Genomic DNA, 17,314 nt, shown 5'->3' on the forward strand with positions numbered 1-17,314 from the left:
AGAACTCGCGTGCCGACCGGCCGAGCCCGCCGGCGCGGTCAGCCCTCCCGGCCCCGCCGCTTCAGGTAGCGCTCGAACTCCCGCGCAATGGCCTCACCGGAGGCCTCGGGCAGGTCGACGGTGTCGCGGGACTCCTCCAGGGAGCGCACGTAGTCGGCGATGTCCTCGTCCTCCTCGGCCAGCTCGTCGACGCCGCGCTCCCAGGCGATGGCGTCGTCGGGCAGGTCGCCGAGGGGGATCGGCATCTCGAGCAGGTCCTCGAGCTTGCCGAGCAGCGCCAGCGTCGCCTTGGGGCACGGCGGCTGGGCGACGTAGTGCGGCACCGCGGCCCAGAACGACACGGCCGGCAGGTCGACCTTCACGCAGGCGTCCTGCAGCACCCCGACGATGCCGGTGGGGCCCTCGTAGGTCGAGTGCTCCAGGGTGAGCAGGTCCATCAACTCCGGCTCCGTGGACGAGCCGGACACCGGGATCGGGCGGCTGTGCGGGCTGTCGGAGAGCAACGCGCCCAGGGTGACGAGCAGCTCGCCGCCGAGCTCGTCGATCACGGCGAGCAGCTCGGCGGTGAACTGGCGCCAGCGCATGTTGGGCTCGATCCCGCGGATCAGGATGACGTCACGGTCCAGGCCGGGCGGGGAGGCCACCGCGACGTGGGTGCTGGGCCAGGTGAGCTTGCGGAACCCGTTCTCGTCGATCCCCACCACGGGCCGGTTGACCTGGAAGTCGTAGTACTCGTCGGGGTCGATCGCTGCCACCACGTGCGCGTCCCACACCTCCATCAGGTGGTCCACCAGCGACGTCGCGGACTCCGCGGCGTCGTTCCAGCCCTCGAACGCAGCGATCACCACCGGCCGGTGCAGGTCGGGGACCGTCTCGATCTCCATCACCCTTCGAGCCTAGTGGTCGCGTCCGAGTACCATCGTGCGCAGTCGAGAGGCGTTGCAACGGGTCCCACCCACACGGGTGCCCGCCACGCTCGACCGAACCACCAAGGGCGCCTTCCACCCGGAAGGATTGACGCATGGCTCAGGACAAGAACTGGCAGCCCGACGCCACCGAGGAGCTCTCCGCGCTGCTGCGTGAGCGGATCGTCATCCTGGACGGTGCGATGGGCACCGCGATCCAGCGGGACCGTCCCGACGAGGCCGGCTACCGCGGCGAGCGGTTCGCCGACTGGCCCTCCGATCTCGTCGGCAACAACGACCTGCTCTCGCTCACCCAGCCCGAGATCATCGCCGGCATCCACCGCGAGTACCTCGACGCCGGCGCCGACGTCATCGAGACCAACACGTTCAGCTCCAACGCGGTCTCGCTCGGCGACTACGGCATGGAGGAGCTGGCCTACGAGCTCAACGTCGCCTCCGCGGCGCTGGCGCGGCAGGTGGCCGACGAGGTCGCTGCCGCCACCGGCCGCAAGCGGTACGTCGCCGGGGCGCTCGGCCCGACCACCCGCACCGCCTCGATCAGCCCCGACGTCAACGACCCCGGCGCCCGCAACGTCTCGTACGCTCAGCTCGTCGATGCCTACCTGACCGCTGCCCGCGGCCTGGTCGACGGCGGCTCGGACCTGTTGTTCATCGAGACGATCTTCGACACCCTCAACGCGAAGGCGGCCATCTTCGCCGTCGAGACGCTCTTCGAGGAGACCGGACGGCGCTGGCCGGTCGTCATCTCCGGCACCATCACCGACGCCTCTGGCCGGACCCTCTCGGGGCAGGTCACCGAGGCGTTCTGGGACTCCGTGCGACACGCGCGTCCGCTGGCGGTGGGCCTCAACTGCGCCCTCGGCGCGAAGGAGATGCGGCCCTACGTCGCCGAGCTCTCCCGGCTCGCCGACACCTTCGTCTCGGTCTACCCCAACGCCGGTCTGCCGAACGCCTTCGGCGAGTACGAGGAGGCGCCGGCGGACACCGCCGCCGTGCTCACCGAGTTCGCCGAGGCCGGGTTCCTCAACCTGGTCGGTGGCTGCTGCGGCACCACGCCGGCGCACATCGCCGAGATCGCCAAGGTGATGGAGGGTCGGCCGGTGCGCGAGCCCGCCACCGTCGAGCCCGCGCTGCGCCTGGCCGGCCTGGAGCCGTTCACGGTCACCGACGACTCGCTGTTCGTCAACGTCGGCGAGCGCACCAACATCACCGGCTCGGCCCGGTTCCGCAACCTGATCAAGGACGGCGACTACGACACCGCGCTGTCGGTGGCCGCCCAGCAGGTGGAGGCCGGCGCGCAGGTCATCGACGTCAACATGGACGAGGGGATGATCGACGGCGTCGCGGCGATGGACCGCTTCGTCAAGCTGATCGCCTCCGAGCCCGACATCTCCCGGGTGCCGCTGATGATCGACTCCTCCAAGTGGGAGGTGATCGAGGCCGGGCTGCGCTGCGTGCAGGGCAAGCCGATCGTCAACTCGATCTCCATGAAGGAGGGCGAGGAGAAGTTCGTCGAGCAGGCCCGGCTGTGCAAGAAGTACGGCGCCGCCGCGGTGGTGATGGCCTTCGACGAGGACGGTCAGGCCGACAACCTCGAGCGCCGCAAGCAGATCTGCGAGCGCGCCTACCGGATCCTCGTCGACGAGGTCGGCTTCCCGGCCGAGGACATCATCTTCGACCCCAACGTGTTCGCGGTCGCCACGGGCATCGAGGAGCACGCGTCGTACGGCGTGGACTTCATCGAGGCGACCCGGTGGATCAAGCAGAACCTCCCCGGCGCCAAGGTCTCCGGCGGCATCTCCAACGTCTCGTTCAGCTTCCGCGGCAACAACGCGGTGCGCGAGGCGATCCACGCGGTGTTTCTGTTCCACGCCATCGAGGCGGGCCTGGACATGGGCATCGTCAACGCCGGCGCCCTGGTGCCCTACGACACCATCGACCCCGCGCTGCGCGACGCCATCGAGGACGTCGTGCTGAACCGGACCGACGACTCCGTCGCGGCCACCGAGCGGCTGCTCGAGCTGGCCGAGGCGCACCGCGGCAGCGGCGAGAAGGCCGCGGCGGCCGCGGAGGAGTGGCGCTCGCTGCCTGTGGGGCAGCGGATCACCCACGCCCTGGTCAAGGGCATCGACGCCCACGTGGAGGCCGACACCGAGGAGCTGCGCACCGAGATCGCGGAGCGCGGCGGCCGGCCGATCGAGGTCATCGAGGGACCGCTGATGGACGGCATGAACGTCGTCGGCGACCTGTTCGGCGCCGGCAAGATGTTCCTGCCGCAGGTGGTGAAGTCGGCGCGGGTGATGAAGAAGGCTGTGGCCTACCTGATCCCCTTCATCGAGCAGGAGAAGCTGGACAACCCCGAGCTGGCCACCGTGAAGGACACCAACGGCACGATCGTCCTCGCCACGGTCAAGGGCGACGTGCACGACATCGGCAAGAACATCGTCGGCGTCGTGCTCTCGTGCAACAACTACGAGGTCATCGACCTCGGCGTGATGGTGCCGGCGCAGAAGATCCTGGACACCGCCAAGGAGGTCGGCGCCGACATCATCGGCCTTTCCGGCCTGATCACGCCCAGCCTCGACGAGATGGTCGGCTTCGCCACCGAGATGCAGCGCGTGGGGTTGGACATCCCGCTGCTGATCGGCGGTGCCACCACCTCACGGGCACACACCGCGGTCAAGGTCGACCCGAAGTACGACGGCCCGGTGGTCTGGGTCAAGGACGCCTCGCGCTCCGTGCCGACCGCCGCCGCGCTGCTCGACGGCCGGCAGCGCCCGGCCCTGATGGAGGCCACCAGGGCCGACTACGACTCATTGCGGGCGCGGCACTCGCAGAAGTCGGATCGCCCCCAGCTGTCGTTCGCCGCCGCGAAGGACAACAAGAGCCCCATCGACTGGGCCGGCTACGCCCCGCCGCAGCCGCGCACCCCGGGGGTGCACGTGCTCGCGGACTACGACCTGTCCGAGCTGCGCGAGTACATCGACTGGCAGCCGTTCTTCAACGCCTGGGAGATGAAGGGCCGGTTCCCCGACATCCTCAACAGCCCCACCTATGGTGAGGCCGCCCGCAAGCTGTACGACGACGCCCAGGCCATGCTCGACCGGCTCGTGGCCGAGGGCTGGCTGACCGCGAACGGCGTCTACGGGCTGTTCCCGGCGGCGAGCACCGGCGAGGACGTGGTCGTCTATGGCGACGAGTCCCGCGCCGAGGTGCGCGCCACGCTGTTCCAGCTGCGGCAGCAGGGCAAGCACCGCGACGGCGTCCCGAACCGCTCCCTGGCCGACTACGTCGCACCGGTCGGCTCGGACCTGGTCGGCGGCGGCGACTGGGTCGGTGCCTTCGCGGTGACCGCCGGGCACGGGGTGACCGAGCGGATCGAGACGTTCAAGAAGGAGCTCGACGACTACTCCGCGATCCTGCTGGAGTCGTTGGCCGACCGGCTGGCCGAGGCGTTCGCGGAGCGGCTGCACCAGCGGGTGCGCACCGAGTTCTGGGCGCACGTGCCGCACGAGCAGCTGAGCAACGAGGACCTGATCGCCGAGAAGTACACCGGCATCCGGCCCGCGCCCGGCTACCCGGCCTGCCCGGACCACACCGAGAAGCTGACCATCTGGGACCTGCTCGGAGTGGAGGAGAACACCGGCATCACGCTCACCGAGTCGATGGCGATGTGGCCCGGGGCGTCGGTCTCCGGCATCTACTACAGCCACCCGCAGGCGCAGTACTTCGTGGTCGGCCGCTTGGGCCGCGACCAGATCGAGGACTACGCGGCACGGAAGGGCTGGAGCGTCGCCGAGGCCGAGAAGTGGCTCTCGCCGAACCTGGGCTACGACCCGGACGACTGAGCCTGCGCGCACGAGCCGCCGCGCGGTGAGGCGTCCCCGGTCACGATGACGCCGTACGCACGGCGTACGTCCGCACCAAGGCGACTGGCGCACCGCGTCCTTCGTCAGCTGCCCGACCACCTTGTGGTTGCGTTTGCTGCTCGACCATCTTGGTCTACAGGAGGCGGACGACGGTTTCGCCGTACGCCGCCACAGCTGCGTCCGCGAGGCCGTGGCCGGCGGGACCTGTTCGGCCAGGGCGAGGATCTGCGCGACCACACCCAGGTGCTCCAGCTGATCGCCCTGGAGCGCACCTACCTGACTGCGCCGAAGGTCACCACGGTCATCGCGTGGCCGTCGCGTGGCCGTCGCAGGGCCGGTCCAGGGACCTGGTCGGGTTCGTCTGCACTGCTTACAGTCTCCAGGGGCCTCTGCCCGGGGGCAGAGGTCGGGTTCTGCCTGCGGGCCGATGTGCCGAGGGGTCCCCGCGACATGGAATGGGGGCATGCAACCAACACCCATGCGCCACGCCACCGAGCACATCTCTGGGCCGGTCGTCACCGTGCGCGGACTGACCAAGTCGTACGGCGGACGAGTCGTCGTCGACAATCTCGACCTGCACGTGGGGGCTGGTGAGATCGTCGGTCTCATCGGCGCCAACGGTGCCGGCAAGACCACCACCGTCGAGTGCCTGCAGGGCCTGCGGACACCCGACTCCGGGGTGATCCGGGTCCTCGGCCTGGACCCGGTCAAGCAGGCCGATCGCCTGCGCCTGCAGGTGGGCAGCCAGCTGCAGAGCTCTGGGCTGCCCGACCGGCTGCGGGTCACCGAGGCGGTGGACCTGTTCGCCGGCCCGCACGCCCAGGACCGGGACCGGCTGCTCGAGCAGTTCGGCCTCGGGCGGCTGCATCGCTCCCCGTTCGCGGGGCTGAGCGGGGGAGAGCGGCAGCGGTTGTTCCTCGTGCTGGCGCTGCTCAACCGACCGCGCCTGGTCATCCTCGACGAGCTCACCCAGGGCCTGGACCCCGCCGCACGGCGTGAGGTGTGGTCCGCCGTTGCGCAGCTGCGTGACGAGGGCACCACCGTCATGCTCGTGACGCACGAGCTCGACGAGGCGGAGGCACTGTGCGAGCGTGTCGTCGCCATGCGGCAGGGGCGGGTGCTCGACCAGGGCACGCCCGCCGAGCTGGTCGCCCGCCACGCCCCTGGAGTCACGGTCCGCTTCGGCCTTCCAGGTGCCGGGGGTTCGGCGATCCGCGGCGAGCTCGATCGACTTCCCGGCGTACACCGGGTGAGCCAGGAGCGCGACCAGGTCGCGATCGAGGGCGCGCGCGAGGCCATCGCCCACGTGGGGGCCTGGCTCGTCGCGAGCGGACACCCCGTGCCGGTCGATCTCCGGGTCGACATCCCCGACCTCGAGTCGGCGCTGCTGACCCTGCTCGACCAGTCCACCGATCTCCCCGAGACCAGGAAGGTCGCATCATGAGCACGTTCGTCCCCATCCAGCCGGACACTGCCGGCGCCGATCCGCGCTCCACCGCCGGGCCCGCGCCCAAGCACCGCTCGGCCACCCGCCGACTCGTCACCACCGAGCTCCGGCTGCTCAGCCGCGAGCCGTTCACCCTGACCTTCGTGCTGGTGTTCCCGATCGTCTGCATGCTGATCATCGGCGGCTCGTTCGGGACCCAGCCCGACGACGCCTTCCCGGTGAACCCGTCGCACTGGTACGTCGCTTCCTACTTCACCGTGGTGATCGGGGCGACCGGACTGATCATGCTGCCGGTGCACATCGCCACCTACCGGGAGCGAGGAGTGCTGCGCCGGTTCGCGGCGTCGGGGTTCCCACGGTGGTCGTTCGCGTTGGCCCAGCTCGTGGTCGGCCTCACCGCGATCGCGATCTCGGGTGCGCTCCTGCTGGCCGTCGCCGCACCGGTCTACGGCGTCCCGCGCGTCGAGGACCCGGTGCGGGTCGTGGCCGGCGTGGTCGTTGCCTCCGTGGCGTTCGCCAGCATCGGGGTGCTGCTCGGGACGATGCTGCCCTCGGCGCGGGCGGCACAGGCCGTCGGGCTGCTGCTGTTCTTCCCCTCCTTCCTGCTCGGTGTCGGCGGCCCACCGCCGGCGGTGATGTCGGATGCGCTGCGGGAGATCTCCGAGCGGCTGCCGCTGTCGCTGGCCAACCAGGCGATCCGGGAACCGTGGCTCGGGATCGGCGACGCCACGGTCGCCCTGGTGGCCGTCACCGTGATCGCGGTCGGCGCCATGGCCCTGGCGGCACGGCGCAGCGCCCTGTGACGTCTAGGGTCGCTCCCATGACGGAGTGGGGAACGCGAGCCGCGGCACCTGCCGCGCTCGCGTTCTTCGCGCTCCTGGGAGTGCTGATGACGCGCCAGTCGACCCCGGTGGCGCTGTGGTCGGCCGCGGGCATCGTCGCTGCGGCGCTGGCGCTGGCGAAGTGGGCGCCGTCGGGCTGGCGGCTCGCGGCGGGGTTGGTCATCCCGATCGCGGGGCTGGTGGTGCTCGGTCACGAGCAGTCCTCCAACCTGTCCTGGATGGGGCTGTGCGTCATCGCCGCCTGGGCCGCGCTGACGTCTGCGTTGCCGGTGGCCCTGACCACGCTCGTCGTACTCCTCGCAGGACCCGTCGGGGAGTGGGCGATCCACCCCTCGGAACCCGGATGGGGTGCCTGGGTCATCGGTACGGCGTTCACGACCATCGCCTGCGTGTTCGCCCGGCGACTGCGACTGACCGTGGTCGAGCTCAACCGCACCCGGGCCGAGCTGGCCGAGCGCAGCAGGGCCGAGGAGCGCAGCCGGATCGCCGGTGAGGTGCACGACGTGATCGGCCACGCCCTGACCGTCTCGCTGCTGCACATCGGCAGCGCCCGGCTCGCACTCGACGACGAGCCCGAGGAAGCGCGCGCCTCCCTGGTCGAGGCGGAGAGGTTGGCCCGACAGAGCCTGGAGGAGGTCCGCGCCACCGTCGGCCTGATGCGCACCGACGACCCCGTCCGGATGGCGCCGCTGCCCGACGCCCGTGACATCACCGACCTCGTGGACTCGTTCCGCCGAGCCGGCGCGGCCGTCGAGCTCAAGGTCGAGGGAGACCTTTCCTCTTTGGGATCCGCCCGGGGACTGGCTGCCTACCGGATCGTCCAGGAGGCACTGACCAACGCCGCTCGGCACGCCGCCGGCGAGCCAGTCGCTGTCTGCGTGATCGCCGGCAAGGCAGACGTCACGGTGACGGTGCGCAACGGCGGGGCGCCCGACCCCGCGGCCACCCCCGGTTCCGGCCTCGACGGCATGCGCGAGCGCGCCGAAAGCGTCGGTGGCCGACTCACCGGCGGTCCGGTCCCGCAGGGCTGGCTGGTCGAGGCGGTGCTGCCGTCATGACCCAGGAGGTGGTCCGGGTGCTCCTGGTCGATGACCAGGAGCTCGTCCGCACGGGGCTGCGCGGGATCCTGCGCTCCCGGTTCGGGTTCGAGATCGTCGGTGAGCTGGCGAGCGGCGAGGGCATCGTCGACGCGGTGGCGTCCCTGCGTCCCGACGTGGTGGTGATGGACGTGCGGATGCCCCGGGTCGACGGCGTCGCCGCGACCCGGTTGCTGGCCGACGTACCCGATGCGCCAGCGGTGCTGGTGCTGACGACGTTCGAGGACGAGGAGGTGCTCGCCGGGGCGCTCCGCGCCGGGGCGGCCGGCTTCCTGCTCAAGTCTGTCCCGGCCGAGGACCTCCAGCGCGCTGTCCGGGCGGTCGCCGCCGGCGACTCGTGGCTGGACCCGGCCGTCACCGGCCGGGTGCTCACGGCCTACCGCGGAGCGCAGGCCCCACCGGTGTCCGGCGCGGCTGTCGAGACGCTCACGCCACGGGAGCGAGAGGTGCTCGCCCTGATCGGCGCCGGTCTCAACAACACCGAGATCGCCGCCAACCTGTTCCTCGGCGAGGGCACGATCAAGACCCACGTCGGGCACATCTTCGCCAAGCTCGGCCTGCGCGACCGCGCTGCCGCCGTGGTCTTCGCCTTCGACCACGGGCTGGTCCAGCCGGGGCGCCGCTCCGGGTGAGGTTGGGCTTGGCCGCTGCCTGTGCCGCTTTACGGCGCACGGGGGTTAGCGCATGCCCGTCAATGGGGCAGGGGGCGCACCTAGGGTGCATAGTCGCATCGTTAGTCGCATGGAGCTTGTTGGAGGGCATTGGTGAACACCGCGTCTTCTCGTGAACCTGCAGGTCAGCACGAGGAAGCTGGTCGGAGGCTGCCCGCGGCCGTCCTATGGGACATGGACGGCACCCTGGTCGACACCGAGCCGTACTGGATGGCCACCGAGACCGAGATCGCCGAGACGCACGGCGGCACGTGGACCCACGAGGACGCGATGGCGCTGGTGGGCAACGAGCTGATCGTGTCGGGGGAGTACATCAGGAACCGGGTCGGGATGCAGCAGTCGGCCGCAGAGATCGTGGAGATGTTGCTCGACGGCGTGGTCGCGCAGGTGCGGCACGCGGTGCCGTGGCGCCCGGGGGCACGCGAGATGCTGCTGGCGCTGCACGCCGCGGGCGTGCCGTGCGCGCTGGTCACCATGTCCTACCAGCGGCTGGTGGCGCCGATCCTCGAGCACCTGCCACCGGAGACGTTCCGGGTGATCGTCACCGGCGACCAGGTGGAGAAGGGCAAGCCGCACCCCGAGCCGTACCTGACCGCGGCCGCGGCGCTGGGCCTGGACCCCGCCGACTGCGTCGCTGTCGAGGACTCACCGACCGGCGTCCGTTCCGCCGAGGCGGCCGGGTGCCGGGTGCTCGTCGTGCCCAACCACGTGCCCGTGCCGGCCGCGCCGGGCCGGCACTTCCGCGACACCCTCGAGGACCTCACGCCCGCCGACCTGGGTGCCCTGGGCTGACCTCAGGCGTGGTGGCAGGCCACCTCGACGCCGTCGACGGGACGGACGGCCGGCACCGCCTCCAGGCACACGTCGGTGGCCAGCGGGCAGCGAGGCGCGAAGGTGCACCCGGGCAGGTCGTCCCATGGCGTGGCCGGGTCGCCGCTCACCGCCACCCGCTCACGCCGCTGGGCCGGGGTGAAGGCCGGGATCGCGTTCACCAGCATCTGGGTGTAGGGATGCCGCGGCGAGGCGATCACCTGCTCGGCCGGTCCCTCCTCGACGATCCGGCCCAGGTACATCACGCCGATCCGGTCCGCCACGCTGCTGACGACCGCGAGGTCGTGGGCGATGAGCAGCGCCCCGAACCCGCGCTCGGCCTGCAGGTCCGAGAGCAGGTTGAGCACCTGGGCCTGCACCGACACGTCGAGCGAGGCCACCGGCTCGTCCAGCACCAGCAGCCGGGGGTCCAGCGCCAGCGCGCGGGCGATCACCACCCGTTGCCGCTGGCCGCCGCTGAGCGCGCGCGGCAGCCGCGACGCGACGCCCGGGTCCAGCCCGACCGCCTCGAGCAGCTCGGTGACCTTGTACGCCACGCCCTCGCGCCCCTGGATCCGCAACGGCTCGGCGACGATGTCACCGATGCTCATCCGCGGCGACAGCGCCGCCGCGGGGTCCTGGAACACCAGCTGCGTGTGCCCGCGCCGCGCACGCAGCGAACGACGCCGCAGCCCCGAGACCAGCTGGCCCGACCACAGCACCTCGCCTGCGTCCAACGGCGACAGCATCGCCGCCGCCCGCGCCAGCGTGGACTTGCCGCAGCCGCTCTCGCCGACCAGCGCCACCGTCTCTCCGGGGTGCACCTGCAGCGTGATGTCGTCGACCGCGACGAGCCGGGCGCGCTGCCGGCCGTGCGCGACGTCGTACGTCTTGCGGGCGCCACGGACCTCCAGCACCGCGCTCGTGGCGCTCGGCGCGTCGCCCGTCATCGCGTTCGTCGTGGCGCTCACCGGACCTCCTCCAGCGCACCGCCGACGCCCGGGCGCCAGCATCGCGACCAGCCTTCGGTGCTCGCCGTGATCGGCGGCGCCTGCGCGCAGGCGCCTACGACGTGCGGGCAGCGCTCCGCGAAGGCGCACCCGGCCGGCCACTGCCCGGGCACCGGCGGCCGTCCCGGCATGGCGGCCAGTCGCCGCCGGCCGGTGGCCAGCGTCGGCCGGCTGGCCAGCAGCCCCCGGGTGTAGGGGTGCTGGGGGTGGGTGAAGATCTCCTGCACCGGCCCCTCCTCGACGATCTGCCCGGCGTACATGACCGCGACCCGGTCCGCGACCTCGGCGACCAGACCGAAGTCGTGGGTCACGATCAGCGCCGCGCGCTGCTCGGTGCGGGTGGCCTTGCGGATCACGTCCAGGACCTGGGCCTGCACGGTGACGTCGAGCGCGGTCGTCGGCTCGTCGGCGACCAGCAGCGCCGGGTCGTTGGCGAGCGCGATGGCGATGGCGACACGCTGGCGCAGCCCGCCGGAGAGCTCGTGCGGGTAGGCACGCATCCGCTGCTCGGGACCGGGCACACCCACCGAGGCGAGCAGCTCGACCACCCGCGCGCGGTGCTGACGCGGGCGGCCACCGCGGTGCAGGACGAGGGCCTCCGCGATCTGGGCGCCGACGCGCTGCAGCGGGTTGAGCGAGCTGAGCGGGTCCTGGAACACGGTGCCCACCACTCCGCCGCGCACCCGGTTCAACGTCGCGGCGTCCGCGCCGACCAGCTCGGTGCCGGCCAGGCGCACCGAGCCGCCGGTGATCCGCACGCCGGAGCCCGCCAGGCCCAGCGCGGACATGCAGGTCACGGTCTTGCCGGAGCCGGACTCGCCGACCAGACCGACGACGCTGCCCGCGGGCACGCGCAGGCTGGCACCGCGCACCAGCACCTTCGCCTGCGCGGTGGGTCCGGCCTCGACGTACAGGTCGGAGATGGTCAGGGTGTCACTCACGTCAGCACCTTCGGGTCGAGCGCCACGTTGCTCAGCCGGCGACGCAGCGCCGTGCCGAGGGCGTTGGCGCACAGCACGGTCACCACGATCATCAGCGCGGGCCAGGTCAGGATCCACCACGCGGTCTCCAGGTAGGAGGTGCCGTCGGAGATGAGGTTGCCCCACGACGGTGTGGGCGGGCGGACGCCGAGGCCGAGGAACGACAGCGAGCTCTCGATCACCACGAGCGTGCCGACGGTGAACGACCAGACCACCAGCGTCACCGGCAGGACCTGCGGGAGGAGGTGGCGCCACACCACGTAGGCGTCGCTGGCGCCGGCGCCGGTGGCGGCGACCACGTAGTCCTCGCCGCGCAGCCGTTGCACGATCGTGCGGGTCACCCTCGTGGGCAGCACCCAGCCGCCCAGGGTGAGCAACGCGATCAGCACGGGGATGTCGGAGCCGACCACCGCGACGGCGGCCAGCGCCAACACCAGGAAGGGGAACGCCAGCCATACGTCGGCCACGCTCATGATCGCCCGGTCGAGCCGTCCGCCGCGGTAGCCGGCGACGAGGCCGAGGAGCACCCCGAGCAGGACGGCGCCGGTGGCGGCGCCGAACCCGACCGCCAGCGAGACCTGGCCGCCGGCCAGCGTGCGCGCCAGCAGGTCGCGGCCGAAGGCGTCGGTGCCCAGCGCGCCGCCGTCGCCGCCGAGCCACACCGGCTCCTGCAGCCGGTTCCCCAGGTCCTGGGCCTCCGGCTCCAGGTCCAGCAGTCCGGGACCGAGCACGCTGGCGGCCCCGATGAGCAGGAGCACCCCGAGCGGGAGCCACAGCCGCAGGTCCACCCGGCGCCGGCGCGCCGACGGCGCCGTCTCGGGGACGGGGGACAGGGGCGAGGAGACGTGGGAGGAGTCGTCGACGGTGCTCATGCGGCGGCCCTTCCGGTGCGCGGGTCGAGCGCGCGCAGCAGCGCGTCGCCGATGACGTTGATGACGATGACGACGACACCGATCGCGAACACCGACGCCTGCACCACCGGGTAGTCCCGGGCGAAGATGGCGTCCACGAGGCGCTTGCCGATGCCGTCGTAGGCGAAGAGGACTTCCACGACCACGGCTCCGCTGATCAGGTACGACGTCTCGACCACCAGGGCGGCGGCGACCGCGGGGAAGGCGTTCGGCAGCGCGTGGCGCCACGCCACGCGGCGCTCGGAGGCGCCCTTGGCGGCGGCGGTGCGCAGGAAGTCGTGCTGCTCGACCAGGTCGAGCTCAGCATCGACCATCCGCGCGGTGCGGGCGATGGCGAAGAGGGCGAGGGTCACGGTCGGCATCACCAGTGTCGCGGCCGTGCCGCTGCCGAAGGCGGGCAGCCACCCGAGCCGCACCGCGAGCACGGCGCTCAGGCCGACCCCGATCACGAAGGCCGGGACGGCCTGGCCGAGGGTGAGCAGCCCGCTCAGCACCACGCGGACCGGGCGCGGACCGCGGTGCAGGGCCATGCCGGCGGGGATGCCGAGGAGCACGGAGAGGACCATCGTGGCGAAGATCAGCACCAGCGTGGCGGGCAGCGCGGCGAGCGCGGCCTCCAGCGCCGGCTGGCCGCTGAAGACCGACGTGCCGAAGTCGAGGCGGGCGGTGTCGCCGAGGAAGTCCAGGTACTGCGCGAGCAGCGAGCGGTCGAGACCGTAGGCGGCGCGGATCTCGTCGAGCTGCTCGGGGGTTGCCGAGGGGCCGGCGAGCACTCCGGCGGGGTCGCCCTTGAGCCGGACGAGGAAGAACAGCAGGGTCAGGAGCCCGAGAAGGGTCAGCGCCGTGCGGAGCAGCAGCGCGAGGAGCGCCCGCAGCGGGCCGGTGAGCAGGTCCGAGGCCCGCCCGCGGGCGTCCCCCCGCCGCGCCGGAGCGGCAGGGGGACGCACGTCGTCGAGAGCGGTCACTTGGTGATGACCATCTCCTCGACACGGATCAGGCTGTCACCGGTGAGCGGCACTTCCTTGACCCGGGGAGCGGCCGTGTACAGGTTGTCCGGCCACGCCAGGAGCAGCACACCGGCCTGGTCGTTCATGACCTTGGCCATCTGCTGGATCAGCGCCTCGCGCTTCTCCTCGTCCATCTCCTGCGTCTGCTCGGTGAACAGCTTCTGGTACTCGGCATTGTCGAAGTGGACCTGCTGGCCGGGGAACGGGGGACCGAACCGGGTGACCGCGGCGATGTCGCGCAGGTCGTAGTAGTCGGTCTGCCAGTACAGCAGGGGCGACTTGCTCTTCTGCAGCAGCGAGCCGATGAACGCGGAGAGGTCCTCGAGGACGACCTCGGACTTGAAGCCCACCGCGTTGAGGAAGCCCGCGACCGCCTCGGCCTGGGTCTTGAACAGGGCGGTCGTGGCGATCGGCAGCTCCAGGCCCTCGACGCCGGCCTCCTTGATCAGCTTCTTGGCCTTGGCGGGGTCGTAGCCGTAGCTGGGCAGGTCGGCGTCGTAGCCGAGGTAACCCTCCTGCAGGAACTGGCTGCCGTTGGGCCGGCCGAAGCCACCCAGCGCGGCCTCGACGAACGCGTCGCGGTCGATGGCGTAGTTGATGGCCTGGCGCACCCGCAGGTCGGCGAGCTTGGGCTCGGCGTCCGCGATCAGGCTGGTGATCGCCGAGGAGCCGGCGGACTTGCTGACCGACTGGAAGCCCTTGGACTCCAGCTGCTTGGAGTTGTCGGCGGGCAGGCCGAAGGCGACGTCCACCTCGCCGGTCTGCAGCGCGTTGACCATCGTCGTCGCGCTGGGGATCGCCTGGAAGGTGATCCGCTCGACGTTGTCCGTCGCGCGCCACGAGTCGTCGAAGCGCTCCAGCTCGATGCTGGTGCCCTCCTTGTAGTCGGTGACCTGGAACGGGCCGGTGCCGGCCGGCCGGTCGCCGTCGAAGGTGGCGGGGTCGACGATGTCGAGCAGGGTGAGCCGGTTGAGCAGGACCGGGTCCGCCACGTCGGTGCTGATCTCGACCTCGGTGGGGGAGACGGTGACCGCCTTCGCGACCGTGCTCAGCTTCGCGGCGACGGTGGAGTAGGCGGGGTCGCCGGACTGGATCCGCTGCACGTTGGCCACCACGGCGTCGGCGTCGAACGCCGCGCCGGAGGAGAAGGTCACGCCCTCGCGCAGGGTGAACGACATCGTCGTGTCGTCCTTGAGCTTCCAGCTCTCGGCAAGGCCGGCGACCAGCTTGCCGTCGGCGTCGAAGGTGACCAGCTGGTCGAAGACCTGCTTGGTGTAGCTGCGTCCCACGGAGGAGAGCGCGGCCGCGGGGTCGAGGCTGCTCGTGATGGCCGTGCTGGCCAGCTTCACGTGCGCGTCCTTGACCGCCTCGCCGCCGGCGCTGTCTCCGCTCTCGGCCCCGCACGCGGCGAGCGTCGTCGCCATCGCGAGCGCCGCGACGCTGGTCAGGGTGCGCCGCAGGGCGCGGCCCCGGGCCCGGCTTGAGTACTGGGGGAACGACATGAACACCGCCTTCTCGTCAGGTCCCGCGAGTCCGCGGAACATATACGATATAGCACCGCGATGTGACATGGAACACCGCGATCTCGCCTGCCGGACAGCCGGAGTCACTCGACGGCCTCAGGCAGAGACGGGCGCGGCCGCCGGAGAGGGTGCGGCAGGGTACGGCGGGGGCGTGCCGCCGTACGCCGGGCACAGCGCTTGGTGCGCGCACCAGCGGCAGGTCGCGCCGGGTCGCGGCTGGAAGTCCTGGGCCTGTGTGGCGGCCCGGATGGCCTCCCACACCGCGTGCACCTTGCGCTCGGTGGCGAGCAGCTCGGTCTCGTCGGGGGAGTACTCCAGCACCTCGCCGTTGCCCAGGTAGACCAGGCGCAGCACCGCCGGGATCGTGCCGCGCATCCGCCACAGCACCAGCGCGTAGAACTTCAGCTGGAACAGCGCCTTGGCCTCGAACTGCTCGCGCGGGGAGGAGCCGGTCTTGTAGTCCACCACCCGGATCGCGCCGTCGGGCGCCACGTCGAGGCGGTCCACCACGCCGCGCAGCAGCAGCTTGGCGTCGGTGAGCGTCTCGACGTACACCTCCCGCTCGGCCGGCTCCAAGCGGGTGGGGTCCTCGAGGTCGAAGTAGGTTGCCAGCACGTCGCGGCACGACGCCAGCCAGGTCACGACGTCGGGTCCCTCGGCGGCGAACATCGAGGCCAGAGCCGGCTCCAGCTCCTGCAGCTCCTCCCACGCCGGGACCACCAGCTCTTGCGCCTGCTCCGGCGTACGACGCCCGGCGGGCAGGTCGAAGAGCAGCTCCAGCGCGCGGTGCACCACGGTGCCGCGGACCGCGGCCGGCGAAGGCGGCTCGGGCAGCCGGTCGATGTTGCGCAGCCGGTAGTACAACGCGCAGCCGAGGAAGTCGGCCACCCGCGACGGCGAGAGCGCGCCGAGCACCTCGACGCCGTCGACGGCGCGTCCCGCCCGCTCCGCCTGCTCGGCCGGGTCCGCCGGCGCGATCCCCGGCGTGCCCGCAGGCGCCTCGATGCTGCTCATGGCCGCGACCCTAGGCCAGGGCTCCGACAGCACGGTTGAGGCACGGGGGAGACGGATACCGTGAAGGCATGGCCGCGCCCGACCCAGCACCACCGTCCGTGCCCCGCGGGATGCTCCGCATCGGCCGGATCGCGGGCAGCGACGTGCTGGTCTCCAGCTCCTGGTTCCTGATCGCGGCACTGATCGCCTACCTGATGGGGCCGCGGGTGGAGCAGGTGCAGGCCGGCCTCGGCGCTTGGAAGTACGTGGTCGGCCTGGCGTTCGCGATCGCCCTCTACCTCGCCATCCTGCTGCACGAGGCGTCGCACGCGCTGGTGGCCCGCCGCCTCGGCTTCCGGGTCGAGTCCATCACGCTGCACTTCCTCGGTGGCGCCACCGCGATCTCCGGCGAGGCCCGGCGGCCCCGGCAGGAGTTCTGGATCGCCGTGGTCGGTCCGCTGACCTCGCTCGCCGTCGGTGCGGTGGCGCTCGTGGCGTGCCTGGCCATGCCGCCCGGGCTCACCCGGTTGCTGCTCGAGGGCCTGGCCGGGGCCAACCTGCTCATCGGCGTCCTCAACCTCGTGCCCGGCCTGCCCCTGGACGGCGGCCGGGTGCTCAAGGCCGGCGTGTGGGCCGCCACCGGTCGTTCCTACATCGGCACCGTGGCCGCCGCCTGGGGCGGTCGGATCACCGCGCTCGCCGTCGCCGCCTGGGCGATCCTCGCCGCCAACGCCGGCGCGCTGGTCGACCCGCTGCTGCTCACCATCGTCGCTCTCTTCTTGTGGGTCGGCGCCTCGCAGTCGCTGCACACCGCCCGCGTCGTGGAGCGACTCAGCGGGCTGGACGCCAAGACGTTGGCCCGCCCTGCGCTGCCGGTGGCCGACGACCTCCCGCTGGCCGAGGCGCTGCGCCGGGCCGAGGAGAGCGGCACCCCCAGCATCGTCACCGTCAGCGCCAGCGGGTTGCCCGTGGGCGTCGTCGACCCGCGCGCCGTCGCCGCCACCCCGCCCGAGCGCCGGCCGTGGGTGCCCGCCTCGGCGGTGGCGCGGCGCCTCGACGACGGCTCCGCCCTGCCCGAGTCGGTCTCCGGCACCGAGCTGGTGGAGGCGCTGCGGCGCACGCCCGCGAACGCCTACGTGCTGCTCGCCCCTGACGGCTCCGTGCACGGCGTCCTGCTCGGCTCGGACATCGCCCGAGCCGCCCGCGGCCGCTGAGCCCGGCGCTTGGC

Annotated in this window: 14 protein-coding genes; 7 read left to right on the top strand and 7 right to left on the bottom strand. The window is 72.0% G+C overall.

Annotation, left to right across the window (positions count from 1 at the left end):
* Nucleotides 1-38: 38 nt before the first annotated feature.
* Nucleotides 39-884, bottom strand: a complete 846-nt coding sequence (locus KG111_RS09195) for a PAC2 family protein (RefSeq protein ID WP_240195344.1) — start codon at nucleotides 882-884, stop codon at nucleotides 39-41.
* A 137-nt stretch (nucleotides 885-1,021) separates the two neighbouring features.
* On the opposite strand from KG111_RS09195, the gene metH reads away from it, so the two are divergent.
* The 6 genes from metH to KG111_RS09225 all read left to right on the top strand — a co-directional run bounded on the left by metH (nucleotide 1,022) and on the right by KG111_RS09225 (nucleotide 9,644).
* On the top strand, nucleotides 1,022-4,774 hold the full coding sequence (metH, locus tag KG111_RS09200; RefSeq protein WP_205290340.1) for a methionine synthase: 3,753 nt from the start codon (nucleotides 1,022-1,024) through the stop codon (nucleotides 4,772-4,774).
* Between the two features lie 484 nt (nucleotides 4,775-5,258).
* On the top strand, nucleotides 5,259-6,239 hold the full coding sequence (locus tag KG111_RS09205; protein ID WP_213449975.1) for an ABC transporter ATP-binding protein: 981 nt from the start codon (nucleotides 5,259-5,261) through the stop codon (nucleotides 6,237-6,239).
* Nucleotides 6,236-7,045, top strand: a complete 810-nt coding sequence (locus KG111_RS09210; RefSeq protein ID WP_205290341.1) for an ABC transporter permease — start codon at nucleotides 6,236-6,238, stop codon at nucleotides 7,043-7,045. Before KG111_RS09205 ends, KG111_RS09210 begins: the two co-directional genes overlap by 4 nt.
* Nucleotides 7,046-7,062: 17 nt before the next feature.
* Nucleotides 7,063-8,142, top strand: coding sequence for a sensor histidine kinase (locus KG111_RS09215; RefSeq protein WP_205290342.1), 1,080 nt, complete (start codon nucleotides 7,063-7,065; stop codon nucleotides 8,140-8,142).
* On the top strand, nucleotides 8,139-8,813 hold the full coding sequence (locus tag KG111_RS09220; RefSeq protein ID WP_205290343.1) for a response regulator transcription factor: 675 nt from the start codon (nucleotides 8,139-8,141) through the stop codon (nucleotides 8,811-8,813). Before KG111_RS09215 ends, KG111_RS09220 begins: the two co-directional genes overlap by 4 nt.
* A 132-nt stretch (nucleotides 8,814-8,945) precedes the next feature.
* Nucleotides 8,946-9,644 carry an HAD family hydrolase gene (locus tag KG111_RS09225; RefSeq protein WP_283770541.1) on the top strand — a complete coding sequence of 233 codons (699 nt, stop codon included), beginning with the start codon at nucleotides 8,946-8,948 and terminating at the stop codon, nucleotides 9,642-9,644.
* 2 nt (nucleotides 9,645-9,646) lie between these two features.
* Here KG111_RS09225 and KG111_RS09230 read toward each other — a convergent pair whose 3' ends face one another.
* The 6 genes from KG111_RS09230 to KG111_RS09255 all read right to left on the bottom strand — a co-directional run bounded on the left by KG111_RS09230 (nucleotide 9,647) and on the right by KG111_RS09255 (nucleotide 16,107).
* Nucleotides 9,647-10,633 carry an oligopeptide/dipeptide ABC transporter ATP-binding protein gene (locus KG111_RS09230; protein ID WP_205290345.1) on the bottom strand — a complete coding sequence of 329 codons (987 nt, stop codon included), beginning with the start codon at nucleotides 10,631-10,633 and terminating at the stop codon, nucleotides 9,647-9,649.
* Complete coding sequence (locus tag KG111_RS09235) at nucleotides 10,630-11,613, bottom strand: ABC transporter ATP-binding protein (RefSeq protein ID WP_205290346.1); 984 nt, start codon at nucleotides 11,611-11,613, stop codon at nucleotides 10,630-10,632. The genes KG111_RS09230 and KG111_RS09235 overlap by 4 nt, the downstream gene beginning before the upstream one ends.
* A complete protein-coding gene (locus KG111_RS09240) occupies nucleotides 11,610-12,524 on the bottom strand; it encodes an ABC transporter permease (protein WP_205290347.1) in 915 nt (304 codons plus the stop codon). The genes KG111_RS09235 and KG111_RS09240 overlap by 4 nt, the downstream gene beginning before the upstream one ends.
* Entirely contained in the window at nucleotides 12,521-13,528 is a 1,008-nt protein-coding gene (locus tag KG111_RS09245) for an ABC transporter permease (RefSeq protein ID WP_205290348.1), read from the bottom strand. The genes KG111_RS09240 and KG111_RS09245 overlap by 4 nt, the downstream gene beginning before the upstream one ends.
* Nucleotides 13,525-15,072 (bottom strand): ABC transporter substrate-binding protein, encoded by a 1,548-nt coding sequence (locus tag KG111_RS09250; protein ID WP_205290349.1) that lies wholly within the window; start codon nucleotides 15,070-15,072, stop codon nucleotides 13,525-13,527. The genes KG111_RS09245 and KG111_RS09250 overlap by 4 nt, the downstream gene beginning before the upstream one ends.
* A gap of 117 nt (nucleotides 15,073-15,189) precedes the next feature.
* The gene (locus KG111_RS09255; protein ID WP_205290350.1) at nucleotides 15,190-16,107 is read right to left on the bottom strand and encodes a RecB family exonuclease; all 918 of its coding nucleotides are present in this window, start codon (nucleotides 16,105-16,107) and stop codon (nucleotides 15,190-15,192) included.
* Nucleotides 16,108-16,175: 68 nt separating this feature from the next.
* On the opposite strand from KG111_RS09255, the gene KG111_RS09260 reads away from it, so the two are divergent.
* Nucleotides 16,176-17,300, top strand: coding sequence for a site-2 protease family protein (locus KG111_RS09260; protein WP_205290351.1), 1,125 nt, complete (start codon nucleotides 16,176-16,178; stop codon nucleotides 17,298-17,300).
* The last annotated feature ends 14 nt before the right edge of the window (nucleotides 17,301-17,314 follow it).

This window comes from Nocardioides faecalis (assembly GCF_018388425.1).
In the GTDB taxonomy this organism is placed as follows: domain Bacteria; phylum Actinomycetota; class Actinomycetes; order Propionibacteriales; family Nocardioidaceae; genus Nocardioides; species Nocardioides faecalis.

Coding starts and splice junctions, on each gene's coding strand:
- KG111_RS09220 (WP_205290343.1), top strand. CDS start 8,139: ATGACCCAGGAGGTGGTCCGGGTGCTCCTGGTCGATGACCAGGAGCTC.
- KG111_RS09240 (WP_205290347.1), bottom strand. CDS start 12,524: ATGAGCACCGTCGACGACTCCTCCCACGTCTCCTCGCCCCTGTCCCCC.
- KG111_RS09205 (WP_213449975.1), top strand. CDS start 5,259: ATGCAACCAACACCCATGCGCCACGCCACCGAGCACATCTCTGGGCCG.
- KG111_RS09195 (WP_240195344.1), bottom strand. CDS start 884: ATGGAGATCGAGACGGTCCCCGACCTGCACCGGCCGGTGGTGATCGCT.
- KG111_RS09215 (WP_205290342.1), top strand. CDS start 7,063: ATGACGGAGTGGGGAACGCGAGCCGCGGCACCTGCCGCGCTCGCGTTC.
- KG111_RS09210 (WP_205290341.1), top strand. CDS start 6,236: ATGAGCACGTTCGTCCCCATCCAGCCGGACACTGCCGGCGCCGATCCG.
- KG111_RS09250 (WP_205290349.1), bottom strand. CDS start 15,072: ATGTCGTTCCCCCAGTACTCAAGCCGGGCCCGGGGCCGCGCCCTGCGG.
- KG111_RS09255 (WP_205290350.1), bottom strand. CDS start 16,107: ATGAGCAGCATCGAGGCGCCTGCGGGCACGCCGGGGATCGCGCCGGCG.
- metH (WP_205290340.1), top strand. CDS start 1,022: ATGGCTCAGGACAAGAACTGGCAGCCCGACGCCACCGAGGAGCTCTCC.
- KG111_RS09260 (WP_205290351.1), top strand. CDS start 16,176: ATGGCCGCGCCCGACCCAGCACCACCGTCCGTGCCCCGCGGGATGCTC.